Raw genomic sequence first — 12883 nt, 5'->3', positions numbered from 1 at the left:
TTATTGCGCTGGGCTCAGGTCGCTGGAGCGGCAGGTGATCTCCGCGTAGGGCTCGTCCGGCGAGTAGTCGCCGGGAACCCGCTCGGTGCGCTGGGTATTTGGCGCGACGGTGAAAACCGGCGACGCTGAGGTATCCGAGCGCGCGTCGTTCGGTACATGGAACTCGCAGGTGATCTGGCCGCCCGTGCGGTTCATCACCTTCACCGCCCGCACGCCAAGCAGCTCGCCTTCGACCCCCTCGGATTTGGCCGGCACGCCCATTGGGCTGATCTCAACATCGAGGCCGTTGAGGTGGGTGACCACTTCCGGCGGCGGCGTTTGTGCGAACGCCAGCGGGGCGCAGAGCGCCAGACCGCAGGCGAGAAATAGCTGCTTGCTCATTGAAACCTCCACTATTTGGTCCCCTTTAGAAGAGCTGACCGGGGGTCGGTTCGATCGCTGCGCCAATCAATGATTGCAAATGATTAGAAGCGTCAAAAAAATGGTTGGCATGATTTGTGATGGCTCAAAGCCATGATTGATCTTGCCGTGCCATTTGCGCCGTGTTGAACTGCAGCCGTCGCCAATGTTACGTGCGCTCCTCCCGAGGGTGGCTGAAGTGACTAGGTATCTGCTTCTGGCGTTGCTGGCATTTGCAGGTGGTGCAGCGGCAACCGCCGATGTAACGCTCGAGCTTGACGCAGCCGAACGTGACTGGCTGGCTGGCAACCGCTCGGTCAGCATCTGTGTCGACCCGGACTGGCTGCCGTTCGAGATGCTCAATGCCCGCGGGGAGCATGAAGGGATCGCCGCCGACCTGCTGCGGCTGGTAGCACAACGGGCGGGGCTGCAACTGGATATCGTGGCGACCAGCGACTGGGGCCAGTCGGTGGCGTTCTCCCAGGCTGGCCGCTGCCAGCTGCTCAGCTTCCTCAACCAGACGCCGGTGCGTGATGCCTGGCTGATCTTCACCCAACCGCTGTTCACCGACGCCAATGTGGTGATCGCGCGGGAAGACCATCCCTATGTGGCTGACTTGTCCGCGCTCGAAGACGTAACGGTCGCTTTGCCGGCGGGCACGTTCGTCGAGGAAAGCGTTCGGCGGGACTTTCCCCGGTTGCGCGTCATCAGCACCGACACGGATGCCCAGGCGCTGGCGCTGGTGAACGAGCGCAAGGCCGATCTCACCGTGCGCTCGCTGACCGTGGCCGCCTACACCATTCGCCGCGAAGGCTGGTTCAATCTGAAGATCGCCGGGCAACTGACGAGTCTCGACAATCAGTTTCGCATCGGCGTGCTGAAGAGCGAGCCGGTGTTGCGCGACATTCTGAACAAGGCGATTGCGACGATCACCCCGGGGGAGCTTAACCAGATCGCCAACAGGCATGCGCCGATTCGCGTCGAGTCGGGCACCGACTATCGCCTGGTCGTGCAGATCGTGGTGGTCTTTTCGGTGATGATGCTGACCAGCCTGTTCTGGATTGGCCGGCTGCGCCGGTTGAACGAGCAGCTGCAGGTCAAATCGCAGACTGATCCGCTCACCGGGCTGGCCAACCGCGCCGCCCTGGATCGGCGTTTCGCCAGAGCGCTGGCGCAGGCACGGCGTTACAGCCGGCCGCTGTCGATCGTCATGCTTGATATCGATCACTTCAAATCCATCAACGACGAGTTCGGTCACCAGATGGGTGACCGCGTGCTCAAGGAGTTTGCCGATCTACTGGTTGGTTGCCTGCGCGGCAGTGACGCGGTGGGACGTTGGGGTGGTGAGGAGTTTCTGGTGCTGTGCCCCGAAACCACCGATCGGCAGGCGCTGACGTTTGCCGAGCGCCTCTGCGAGCAGTCGCGGGCGCTGTCTTTCAGTACTGGCCAGACGCAGACCCTCAGCGCCGGTGTCGCCGAGCTAAACGCGACGGACACGGTGGACAGCCTGCTGCGCCGTGCCGACGCCGCGCTGTACCGCGCCAAGCATGAGGGCCGGGACCGCGTCTGCTGCCATGCGCCGGACGAGCAGGCGAGCTGAGTGGCGGTGCTCAGTGCTTGCCGGGTTTGCGTAGGCGCACGTAGAGGTCCTTGCCGCCGGTGGCGCTGCTGCCCCGTGATTCCAGGTCGAAGCGCTTGGGCTGGTTGGCGATCAGGTCGCTGAGCTTCTTGCAGCCATACAGCCGCGGATCGAAGGCCGGACGCAGCTTGCTGATGTTCTGTCCGAGAGTGCCCAGCTGAATCCAGTCGTCCTCCTCGGACAGGTCGTCGAGCACCTTGGCGATGAAGTCCACCGGCACCTGCTGACATTTGATGGTGTCGCCCTTGTCGCCGGCCTTCGGCGGCTTGCTCGTCTCTTCCACCTGAGCCGCGGCTGCGGCGAGCTTTTCGGATGACGGTGGCTCGGATGTCGTTTTGGCGGCATCGGCGCGCAGGATTTCGGTGTAGATGAACTTGTCGCAGGCAGAGACGAAGGGCGAGGGCGTCTTCTGTTCGCCAAAGCCGTACACCGTCAGGCCCTCCTCGCGGATGCGTGCGGCCAGACGAGTGAAGTCGCTGTCGCTGGAAACCAGGCAGAAGCCGTCGAAACGCCGCGTGTAGAGCAGGTCCATGGCGTCGATGATCAGCGAGCTGTCGGTGGCGTTCTTGCCCGAGGTGTAGGCGAACTGCTGGATCGGCTGGATCGAGTAGTCGAGCAGCACCTTCTTCCAGCTGCCGAGGTTGGGTTTGGTCCAGTCGCCGTAGATGCGCTTGACGCTGGCGACGCCGTATTTTGCGATCTCCTCGAACAGCCCTTCGACGATGGCGGCAGGCGCGTTGTCGGCGTCGATCAGCACGGCGAGGTGCTTCTGCTTGTTCGAACTGTTGGGCTTGCTGGCCATGCTTCTTCCCTGGACTGGAGATCGTCCGACCATAACGCCGACCACCGTGCCATGGCCATAGCGGCGTGCTGCCAACGCATGCCGAGCTCGGTTAGCATGCGCGGCTTTGATCACATGGATTGCGGTGCATGGAACAGCGAGGCACGCTGAAAAGCTGGAACGACCAGAAGGGCTTCGGCTTCATTCGCCCGGAGCAGGGCGGTGAGGATGTCTTCGCGCATATCTCGGCCGTGCATGGTGAGCGTCGGCCGCTGGTTGGTGATCGTGTGCTCTACGTGTCGGGGCGCGATCCCCAGGGCCGGCTACGTGCCGAGCATCTGCGGCTGGATGCGCCGCTGACGCTGGACCAGCCAGCGATTCGCCAGCGCCCGGGCAGTCAGCGCAAGCCGGCCGAGCAACAGGCCCGTCCGCGCGCGACGGCGCGGGCCGCTGGCAAGCCTGCTCGCCAGTTGGTCGCCGGCAACATCCAGCAGCTTCCCATCAAGCTGGTGCTGTTCGGGCTGCTCTGTCTGCTGCCGTTGGCGGGTAGCCTCCTGCGCCTCGGTGCGGTGTTGCCGTTGGCGATCTATGCCGTCGCCAGCCTGCTGACCTTCGTCCTCTACTGGCGCGACAAGCACAGCGCGCTGAAGGATCGCTGGCGCACACCGGAAACCACACTGCATTTCTTCGAGCTGGTCGGCGGCTGGCCGGGTGCGCTCGTGGCGCAGCAGGTCTTTCGCCACAAGACCCGCAAGCTGAACTATCAGCTGGCGTTCTGGCTGATCGTGGTGCTGCACCAGGCGTTCTGGATCGATCTGCTGTTCGTTGGTAGCGGCTTTACCCGCGAGCGGCTGGACTGGCTGTTGCGGCTGCTCTGAAACGCGAAAGCCCGGCGAATGCCGGGCTTTCGGACGAGCATCGCGGCTCAGACTTTTCTGACGAACTCGGACTTCAGCTTCATCGCGCCGATGCCGTCGATCTTGCAGTCGATATCGTGGTCGCCGTCGACCAGGCGGATGTTCTTCACCTTGGTGCCGACCTTGACCACCAGCGACGAGCCCTTGACCTTGAGGTCCTTGATTACCGTGATGGTGTCGCCATCCTGCAGCGTGTTGCCTACCGAGTCCTTGATCACCTTGTCGCTTTCGCTCGCGGCAGCCGCGCCGTCGGTGGCGGACCACTCATGGGCGCACTCGGGGCAGACCAGCATCTGGCCGTCTTCGTAGGTGTATTCGGAGTTGCATTTGGGGCAGGGTGGCAGCGAGCTCACGGCAGATCCTCAGGGGGCGGGATGCGGAAAGCCGTGCATTGTATAAGGTTTTGTTACAAATTTGGGGCCGCCGTGGAATCCAGGCTGGCCGGATTCCACGTGGTTTCACGGAGTAGCGCTTACTTCACGGCGGTGAGGCGCTCGTTGCCAGCGCGTAGCTCGCTGTAGCGATGTTCCAGTTCGCGGCGTATTTCGCGGCGCTGGTAGGCCTGGGCGAAACGACGCTGCTGTTCAGGTGTCTTCGGGTTGAGCGGCGGTACCGCTACCGGTTTGCCGTCTTCGCCGAGGGCGACCATGGTGAAGAAGCAGCTGTTGGTATGGCGCACGGTCTTCTCGCGAATGTCTTCGGTGACGACCTTGATGCCGATCTCCATCGAAGTGGTGCCGGTGTAGTTGACCGAGGCGAGGAAGGTGACCAGTTCGCCAACATGCACCGGCTGGCGGAACACCACCTGATCCACCGAGAGGGTGACGACGTACTGCCCGGCGTAGCGGCTGGCGCAGGCGTAGGCGACCTCGTCGAGATACTTGAGCAGCGTGCCGCCATGTACGTTGCCGGAAAAATTGGCTTTGTCCGGCGTCATCAGCACGGTCATGGTCAGCTCTGCATGTCCATCTAGCATGGGGGTTACGGCTCCTCGGTGGTGAAGGGTTGCTACTTTAGTCGAATGCCTCCTTCCTGTCTGGCGTTTCCAGCAAAACGCTTCATCGATTTTTTCTATCGTCAATGCGGCAAAGGCGCGCACTTCTGTCATTTGGCGGAAAAAGCGCCAGCTACGGCATGAGTGTCATGTTCCTGTCCTCACGTCCGGCGGCGACGTGTGACGCGGCTCACGGATGGCGCCGACGCCTCGCACAACAGCACTTTTGTTGACCTGTGCCGGGGTCCGCTGGCCTGGCGCTTTTTATAGTCGGATGCCCAAAAAATCCTAATGGCCTGTGCGGTGAGTGGGTCGAGGCAAGTTCGGATGAACAGGGCTCCGAGACTAGGCGCTGCGACACAGTATCGGGGCCATGGGCGCCGAAATTGACCAACTGAACCCAAACAGTCCACTAACTACTTCAGTAACGGATGCCTCCTCATGCGTACGCTCGCTCTTGCCCTGCTCGCCTGCTTCGTTCCGCTGACTCATGCCAGCGAGGCGGTCGTCGAGCGCTTCAACTACGTCATGGCCGATGAGCAACGGCGCGAGCAGGCCAGCCTGGCCGGTCAGGAACGCGCCGTGTTCTGTTCCTATTGCCACGGCGAAACCGGCAACAGCAAGCGCAAGCACATTCCCAATCTTGCCGGGCAGAATCCGCGATACCTGTTCCACGCCTTCGAGAAGTTCGCCAGCGGCGAGCGCACCGACTTTGTCATGTCCAAGCTGGCGCAGAACCTCAGCATGGAGGAGCGGGTGAACATCGCGGTGTTCTTCAGCCAGCAGAAGGTCAATCCGCCGGAAGGTGCGACGGATGCAGCCTTGCGCAATACCGGCGAGAAGATCTTCCAGACCACCTGCACCGGCTGCCATGGCGCGCATGCGGAGGGCATGGAGACCATGCCGCGGCTGGCCGGACAGCCGGACGAGTACATCCGTAAGGCATTGACGCGTTTCCGCGAGAACGATCCCAGCCGCGCAGGTTCGGTGATGATTGGCGTCGCCGCGCAGCTTTCCGCGACAGACGTGGAGGCGCTGGCGGCCTATCTCTCGCAGCTGAAGCTGACACCGGCCGAGGAGATGGCCAACATCAACCGTTTGCGCAACGTTACAGCCGCCGCTCAGTAACGCTGGATCTGCGCCGGCGTGCGGCGCATCAGTACTTCGCCATTGCGCACCGAAAGCAGGGCATGGCCCTGGGTGCGCAGCATCTCGTAGTCGTCCGGCGCCGACAGCACCAGCAGGTTGGCCGGGCGCCCCACTTCCAGTCCGTAGCGCTCGCCCAGGTTCAGCGTCCGTGCGCTGTTGTCGGTGATCAGGTCCAGGCCGCGCTGCAGGTCCTCGTAGCCGAGCATGTGACAGATGTGCAGCCCGGCTTCGAGGATGCGCAGGATGTTGCCGTTGCCCAGCGGATACCAGGGGTCGACGATGGAGTCCTGACCGAAGCAGACGTTCATCCCGGCGCGGTCGATCTCGGCCACACGGGTCAGGCCGCGGCGCTTGGGATAGGTATCGAAGCGGCCTTGCAGGTGGATGCTCTCGGTCGGGCAGGAAACGAAGTTGATCTTCGACAGCTTGAGCAGACGGAACAGCTTGGAGCAGTAGGCGTTGTCGTAAGAGCCCATCGCCGTGGTGTGGCTGGCGGTGACGCGTTCGCCCATCTCGCGCACCCGCGCCTCCTCGGCGAGCACTTCGAGAAAGCGTGACTGTGGGTCGTCGGTTTCGTCGCAGTGCACGTCCACCAAACAGCCGCTGCGCTCGGCCAGGTCCATGAGGAACTTGATCGAGCTGACGCCCTGGTCGCGGGTGTTCTCAAAGTGCGGAATGCCGCCGACCACATCGGCGCCCATGGCGATCGCCTCGGTCATCAACTCGCGACCGCCCTTGAACGACTCGATGCCCTCCTGTGGGAAGGCGACGATCTGCAGGTCGATCAGGTGGCGGGTTTCCTCGCGCACCTCGATCATCGATTTCAGCGCCGACAGCGTCGGGTCGGTGACGTCGACGTGGGTGCGCACATGCTGGATGCCGTGGTCGACCAGCATGTCGATGGTCTTCTTCGCCCGTGCCTTGGTGTCCTCGTGGGTCACCAGCGCCTTGCGCTCGCCCCAGCGCTCGATGCCCTCGAACAGCGTGCCGCTCATGTTCCAGGCCGGCTGACCGGCGGTCAGCGTGGCGTCGAGGTGGATGTGCGGCTCGATGAAGGGCGGCACCACCAGATTGCTGGCGGCGTCGATATCGCCCTCGTTGGCTTCGGCTGGTGCCTGTTGCGAGCTGATGGCGGCAATCCGCGCGCCGTCCAGTTCGATGCGGTACAGGCCGCTGCGGCCGCGCAGGCGGGCGTTGAGGATGTTCATGGTGACTCCTTGATCAGCGTGCGTCGGTTTGCGTCAGCACCGTGCGCGACAGGGCCAGGCGCTGACCCTCGTACAGCACAATATAGGCTGCGGCGGCCACCAGTATGCCGACGATGGGCGCCACCCAGGGCGAGAAATAGGCGCAGGCGGCGCCCAGCACATAGGCCGCCAGGCCCAGGCTGTTGTATTTCGGCAGGCGCGCCTCGGCCAGTTTCGGGTATTGCCCACGATGACGGTAGAAGTAGTCCGCCATGATCACGCCGCCGATGGGCGGAATGATCGAGCCGAGCAGGATCAGGAAGGGGATCAGCAGTTCGTACATGCCGCCCAGCGCCAGCAGCGTGCCGACGAAGGCGCCGCCAAGGGTCACCAGGCGGCGGCGCTCGGTGCGCAGCAGGTTGCAGCCGGCAGCGGCGAAGTTGTAGATGGTGTTGTCCTGCGTGGTCCAGAGGTTGAGGAAGAGCATCACCACCGCGGCCATCGACAGGCCCTGCAGCACCAGCACTTCGACGATATCCGGCTGCTGGTAGACGATTGCTCCGTAGGCGCCGGCGATGATCATCAGGCCGTTGCCGATGAAGAAGCCGATCAAACTGGCCCATACCGCGACCTTGCTGCTGCGGGCGAAACGCGTCCAGTTGGTGGCCTGGGTCGCGCCGCTGACGAAGGTGCCGAAGATCATGGTGATGGCCATGCCGAGGGTCAGGGTGTCGCCCGGTTGCACGGCGAGCAGGCCGTCCAGCCCGCCAATGTCACGGGTGGCGGTCCACAGCGACGCGATCAGCAGTACCAGCATCGCGGGCACCGCGATGCGCGAGAGCAGGTCGAGGCCCTTGTAGCCGACGAAGGCGGTCAGGCAGAAGCCGAAACCAAACAGCACCATCAACGGCAGCGTCCAGCTTTCCGGCAACTCCAGCAGCCGCACAAGGACGATGGCGATGGTCGCCGTTCCCCAGGCGTACCAGCCGATCTGGGTGAAGCCGAGCAGGAAGTCGGACAGCCGGCTGCCGACTTCGCCGAAGCAGAAGCGCCCCATCAGTACCGAGTTCAGCCCGCTGCGGCAGGCGATCAGACCGAGCACTGCGGCATAGGCGCCGAGCAGCAGATTGCCGATCACCGCGGCCCAGAGCATGGTCTTGAAGTCGAAGGCCAGGCCGATCTTGCCGCCGGCGAACATGGTGGCGGTGAAGAAGGTGAAGCCGAACAGCAGGATGGAGGTGGACCACAGCCCCTTGCGCGCGCCGGCTGGCACTTCGCTCAAGGGGTAGTCGGTATCGACGGGCTGTTTCATGGTGGATGCTCCGCAAAGGTGGATGCAGCCAGATTGCAGATGCCATGCCATTGCTGACCGATCGGCCAACTCGGCGCGCACGCGATGACGCCTTCATCAAGGCTGGCTCGTGCTGGTGCAACGAGCTGGATGCGCGCACCGGAATGGCGCCCTAGCGCGAAGCTACCGCAAGCGGAGCGACGTTCTCTCCCCAGCTGGCCAGCGAGTGCGATCCCGGCCAGCGCAAGGCATTGCTCCAGGTGCTGCGCGGACGTGGTGCGGACCTGAGTGCCACCGACCCGCTGGGCAACAGCGTGGAAAGCCTGGCACGCGGGGAGATCTGCACCCGCTGATGGGTTTGGCCCGGCCGCTTAGTAGCTCTTGTAGGGCAGGAATTTGCCGGACAGCACGACGTTGACGCGATCGCCCTTGGGGTCGCTCTGGCGCTGGATATCCATGGAGAAGTCGATGGCGCTCATGATGCCGTCACCGAACTCCTCGTGGATCAGCTCCTTGATGGTGGTGCCGTAGACGTTGACCAGCTCGTACCAGCGGTAGATCAGCGGGTCGGTCGGCACCGCGGTGAGCAGCGAGCCCTTGTAGGGGGCGATCTGCAGCCAGGCGACGGCCTCGTCGGAGAGTTCGAAGAGCTGCCCCAGGGTTTCCGCCTGGGCCTTGTCGAAGGCCATCTGACCGAGGCAGCCGGCGGTGGTCCACTCCTTGGACATGCCGATGCTTTCGGCGACATGCGCCCACTTCAGGCCCTTGCGCACCTTGGCGGAGACGATCATCTGGGTGACCTGTTCACGACTGCTGATCATGGCGAATCCTCATCTGGCGAATGCGAGTCAATGGCCGCGCGGGCGCGGCGGGCCTCGGTCGATGCAGGTTCGGTGCCAGGGGTTTCAGTCGTATTCGGCCGCTTCGTGCTCGCCGAGCAGGCGACGCTGTCGCAGCGTGGCGGCGGCCAGCACTTCGGGGTTGAAGCTGAAGTGCAGGTAGGGCGAGAACTTCTGCGCCACCATGCGTCGGCCGTAGTGGATCTGCAGCAGGTAGCGGCAGCGCTCGGTCGTGCGGTTGCGACTGCCGGCGTGCCAGAGGTCGCTGCGAAACAGCAGCACGTCGCCGGCGTTGCACAGCACCGGCTCGGCCGCGCGGCCGTGCCACTGCGCTTCGCCCGGGCGCGGCCTACGTCCGGCGCGGTGGCTGCCGGGGATCACCAGGGTCGGGCAGAGGTCGGCGTCGATGTCGTCCAGGTACAGGTGCGCGGTACAGACCTGCATCGGCAGCTCGAAGGTGGGGTCGGCAAGCAGGCTTTCCGGCAGCTCCATGGCTAGATAGTCCGCGTGCAGCTCGCCGCCGATAAAGCCCGGGCGGCTGCGCCAGGCGGTCTGGCCGATGATGTGGCAGTCCGTGCCGAGCGCCGCCTCGGCCAGTTCGATCACGCCGGGCAGATCGAGAAAGCGCAACCAGAAAGACGAGCGATTGAACACGCACTTGAAGTGGTCGTCGACCAGGCCCTGGTAGTCCCAATGGATGGGTTCGAGCCGGTTGATGGCTTCACGCAGCTCCGTGATCGTTGGCGGATCGATCACCGCAGGCAGCAGCACGAAGCCCTGTTGGTGCAGGGCGGCGAGCTGTTGCTGGAGGTCGCTGGATTCAGGCATGGCGGCAAACGGTCGGACGACTATCGCTCAGCATAGGCAGCGTGGGCGCGCGTTGAAAGCCGGCTGAAAGCTTGCCGCGCTACTGTGCCAGCGCTGCTTCGGCAGCCAGCTGCGTGGTCACGAGCCGCGCGACTGTCTCCTCGCTCCGGCGTACCCGGCGGCGTCGCCAGAAGCGGCGTCACCGGCGCGCACCTCGATTAGTTCGAAACCACCCGTGCGATGGCCTTGGCCAGCGCATCCAGGCGCTCGGCATCCAGCCCGGCGACGTTGGCCCGTCCGCTTTCCACCAGATACACCGAATCCTCGGCACGCAACCGACGTACCTGCTCGGCGGTAAGGCCGGTATAGGAGAACATCCCTCGCTGCTGGGCGATGTGCGCGAAGCGCTCGGCCAGCCCATAGGGCGTCAGCGCCTCGACCAGCCCCTGCCGCAGGCTGGCGATGCGCCGACGCATGGCTTCCACCTCGTCCTGCCAGATCTGCCGCAGCGGCTCATCGGCCAGGATCGTCGCCACCACCGCGGCGCCGTGGGCCGGTGGCGTCGACCAGAGGTTGCGGGCCAGCGACGCGAGCTGGCTGCGCACGTCGAGCAGGCGCTCGGCATCGCTGGTGACGGCGATCAGCGCGCCGGTACGCTCGCGGTAGAGGCCGAAGTTCTTCGAGCAGGAGCTGGTGATGAGCATTTCCGGCAGCGTTTCGGCGAACAGTCGAACTGCCCAGGCGTCCTCTTCCAGTCCGTCGCCGAAGCCCTGGTAGGCGAAGTCGAACAGTGGCAGCAGCTCGCGCGCACGCACCACCTCCAGCACCCGCAGCCAGTCGTCGTGATCCAGATCGAAGCCGGTGGGGTTGTGGCAGCAGGCGTGCAGCAGCACCACGTCGCCGGCCGGCACCTGCTGCAGTGCGGCGAGCATACCGTCGACATCGAGCCGGTTGTCGGCACCGACGTAGGGGTAGTGCTGCACGCGCAGGCCAGCGGCGGCGAACAGGGTTTCGTGGATCGGCCAGGTGGGATCGCTCAGCCAGATGCTGCGCCCTGGCAGGCATTTGGCGATGAACTCGCCGGCCAGGCGCAGCGCGCCGGTGCCGCCCGGCGCCTGGGTGCAGCCGGCACGCTGCTCGCCAAGGGCAATGGCGCGGCTGCCGAGCACCTGACGCAGCAAGAGGGCACCGAACTGGGCGTCGCCGTGGCCGCCGATGTAGCTCTTGGTCTGCTCGCTATCAACCAGGCGCTGCTCGGCCAGCTTCACCGCGCGCGGGATCGGCGTCAGGCCCTGGGCGTCTTTGTAGACGCCGACGCCGAGGTCGAGCTTGGCCGGGTTGGTATCGGCGCGATACAGGTCCATCAGGCCGAGGATCGGATCGCCGGGCACGCGGGGAATCTGGCCGAAGTGCATTACTTGCGGCCCTCCGCGCTGGCGGCGAGCTGGTCGGTACGCGCGGCCATGATGAAGTCGTTGCGGTGCAGGCCGCGCATCTCGTGGCTCCACCAGGTAACGGTGACCTTGCCCCATTCGGTGAGCAGGGCGGGATGGTGGCCGACCTCCTCGGCGATGGCGCCGACGGCATTGGTAAAGGCCAGGGCGTGGCGGAAGTTGCGGAACAGGAAGACACGCTCCAGCTCCATGTGGTCGCCGCGCACTTCGATGTTCCAGTCGGGGATTTCGCGGATCAGCTCGGCCAGTTCTTCATCGGATACCTTGGGTGCATCGGCGCGGCAGGCTTCGCACTGGGCTTGGGCGAGGGCGGTCATCGTGTCGGTCCTTTTGTTTGATGATTGGAAAGGGTAGGTGAAATGGCGGGTGGTGTGGCGGCGGCCGCGTGGATAAGCCTTCGGCGTTATCCACCCTACAAGGCAAGAGGATTCGCGGCCAGGTTCCTTCCGCAGGGGGGGTAGGTCAGCGTCGGCTTCGACCAGCACGCCTGGCCTGTAGGCCGAACGGTGTCTTGCGAAACGCGTGAACCGGCCTGCGACGTTGTCCACCACTACGCCGCCTTTGGCGGAAACTTCGGCTGGTGCAGCCCCAGGCGCATGGCCTCACGCACCATCGCCATGATGTCCTGCTGGGCCAGATCGAACAGCTGCTTGAGGTCCGGCAGGACAAAGTACAGCGGCTGCAGAATATCGATGCGATAGGGCGTGCGCATGGCTTCCCTGGCATCGAACGGCTGCCGCTCCGGCTCGGCGGACAGGCTGTAGAGCGTCTCCTTCGGCGACGAGAGGATGCCGCCGCCATAGATGCGCAGCCCGGCCGGGGTTTCCACCAGACCGAACTCGACGGTCATCCAGTACAGCCGTGCGAGAAACACCCGTTCTTCCTTGCTGGCCTTCAAGCCGAGTTGGCCATAAGTGTGGGTGAATTCGGCGAACCACGGATTGGTCAGCAGCGGGCAGTGACCGAAGATCTCGTGGAAGATGTCCGGTTCCTGCAGGTAGTCCAGCTCTTCCGGGGTGCGGATAAAGGTGGCGACGGGAAAGCGCTTGCTCGCCAGCAGTTCGAAAAAGCGTTGGAAGGGGATCAGCGCCGGTACGCGCTCCACCTGCCAGCCGGTGGTTGCCTCCAGCACACGATTGATCTCGCCGAGCTGCGGGATGCGCTCGCGGGGCAGGGCGAGCTGGTCGAGGCCGTCGAGGTATTCCTGGCAGGCGCGTCCTTCGAGCAGCTTCAGCTGCCGCTCGACCAGCGTCTGCCACACCGCGTGTTCGGCGTCGGGGTAATGAATGTGCCCCTGCGCGTCCGGTTCGCGGGCTACGTAGTGGGTCGTCTTCATCGGTACTCCTGGCCGCTTGGGCATCTTGTTGTTGCCCTCATTCGAACGCGAAGACGTACCCTCGGCGAGTCCCGCTGTGGCGCGATGTCG

At 64.3% G+C, this 12883-nt stretch carries 14 protein-coding genes; 3 read left to right on the top strand and 11 right to left on the bottom strand.

The window, feature by feature from the left end:
• Window positions 1–381 carry a hypothetical protein gene (locus BM275_RS16580; protein WP_090522392.1) on the bottom strand — a complete coding sequence of 127 codons (381 nt, stop codon included), beginning with the start codon at window positions 379–381 and terminating at the stop codon, window positions 1–3.
• Between the two features lie 217 nt (window positions 382–598).
• On the opposite strand from BM275_RS16580, the gene BM275_RS16575 reads away from it, so the two are divergent.
• Window positions 599–1999, top strand: a complete 1401-nt coding sequence (locus tag BM275_RS16575) for a diguanylate cyclase (RefSeq protein ID WP_090522389.1) — start codon at window positions 599–601, stop codon at window positions 1997–1999.
• A 10-nt stretch (window positions 2000–2009) separates the two neighbouring features.
• Here the strand turns inward: BM275_RS16575 and BM275_RS16570 are convergent, their stop codons facing one another.
• Window positions 2010–2840: an NYN domain-containing protein gene (locus BM275_RS16570; RefSeq protein ID WP_014819131.1), complete on the bottom strand. Its 831-nt coding sequence runs from the start codon at window positions 2838–2840 to the stop codon at window positions 2010–2012.
• Between the two features lie 128 nt (window positions 2841–2968).
• Here BM275_RS16570 and BM275_RS16565 point away from each other — a divergent pair, with 128 nt between their 5' ends.
• The gene (locus BM275_RS16565; RefSeq protein ID WP_090522387.1) at window positions 2969–3697 is read left to right on the top strand and encodes a DUF1294 domain-containing protein; all 729 of its coding nucleotides are present in this window, start codon (window positions 2969–2971) and stop codon (window positions 3695–3697) included.
• Between the two features lie 47 nt (window positions 3698–3744).
• Here BM275_RS16565 and BM275_RS16560 read toward each other — a convergent pair whose 3' ends face one another.
• Together BM275_RS16560 and BM275_RS16555 are read right to left on the bottom strand one after the other, a co-directional pair.
• Entirely contained in the window at window positions 3745–4089 is a 345-nt protein-coding gene (locus tag BM275_RS16560; RefSeq protein ID WP_023445042.1) for a zinc ribbon domain-containing protein YjdM, read from the bottom strand.
• Between the two features lie 119 nt (window positions 4090–4208).
• Entirely contained in the window at window positions 4209–4712 is a 504-nt protein-coding gene (locus BM275_RS16555; protein ID WP_042927133.1) for an acyl-CoA thioesterase, read from the bottom strand.
• 459 nt (window positions 4713–5171) lie between these two features.
• On the opposite strand from BM275_RS16555, the gene BM275_RS16550 reads away from it, so the two are divergent.
• A complete protein-coding gene (locus BM275_RS16550) occupies window positions 5172–5858 on the top strand; it encodes a c-type cytochrome (protein WP_023445041.1) in 687 nt (228 codons plus the stop codon).
• Here BM275_RS16550 and codA read toward each other — a convergent pair.
• The 7 genes from codA to phhA all read right to left on the bottom strand — a co-directional run bounded on the left by codA (window position 5852) and on the right by phhA (window position 12793).
• Window positions 5852–7087 carry a cytosine deaminase gene (gene codA, locus BM275_RS16545; RefSeq protein ID WP_090522386.1) on the bottom strand — a complete coding sequence of 412 codons (1236 nt, stop codon included), beginning with the start codon at window positions 7085–7087 and terminating at the stop codon, window positions 5852–5854. The genes BM275_RS16550 and codA overlap by 7 nt on opposite strands.
• Window positions 7088–7100: 13 nt before the next feature.
• Entirely contained in the window at window positions 7101–8378 is a 1278-nt protein-coding gene (gene codB / locus BM275_RS16540; protein WP_090522384.1) for a cytosine permease, read from the bottom strand.
• A 350-nt stretch (window positions 8379–8728) separates the two neighbouring features.
• On the bottom strand, window positions 8729–9178 hold the full coding sequence (gene cynS / locus BM275_RS16530; RefSeq protein WP_090522382.1) for a cyanase: 450 nt from the start codon (window positions 9176–9178) through the stop codon (window positions 8729–8731).
• Between the two features lie 84 nt (window positions 9179–9262).
• Window positions 9263–10024 (bottom strand): phytanoyl-CoA dioxygenase family protein, encoded by a 762-nt coding sequence (locus BM275_RS16525; protein ID WP_090522379.1) that lies wholly within the window; start codon window positions 10022–10024, stop codon window positions 9263–9265.
• Window positions 10025–10221: 197 nt separating this feature from the next.
• The gene (locus BM275_RS16520) at window positions 10222–11418 is read right to left on the bottom strand and encodes an amino acid aminotransferase (protein WP_090522377.1); all 1197 of its coding nucleotides are present in this window, start codon (window positions 11416–11418) and stop codon (window positions 10222–10224) included.
• Entirely contained in the window at window positions 11418–11774 is a 357-nt protein-coding gene (locus tag BM275_RS16515) for a 4a-hydroxytetrahydrobiopterin dehydratase (RefSeq protein WP_011914586.1), read from the bottom strand. The genes BM275_RS16520 and BM275_RS16515 overlap by 1 nt, the downstream gene beginning before the upstream one ends.
• A gap of 233 nt (window positions 11775–12007) precedes the next feature.
• Window positions 12008–12793, bottom strand: coding sequence for a phenylalanine 4-monooxygenase (phhA, locus tag BM275_RS16510; RefSeq protein WP_090522375.1), 786 nt, complete (start codon window positions 12791–12793; stop codon window positions 12008–12010).
• Window positions 12794–12883: the final 90 nt, after the last annotated feature.

The organism is Stutzerimonas kunmingensis (assembly GCF_900114065.1).
Taxonomy (GTDB): Bacteria; Pseudomonadota; Gammaproteobacteria; order Pseudomonadales; family Pseudomonadaceae; genus Stutzerimonas; species Stutzerimonas kunmingensis.
The sequence above is the reverse complement of the archived record's forward strand: the minus strand, read 5'-3'. Positions and strand labels throughout refer to the sequence as shown.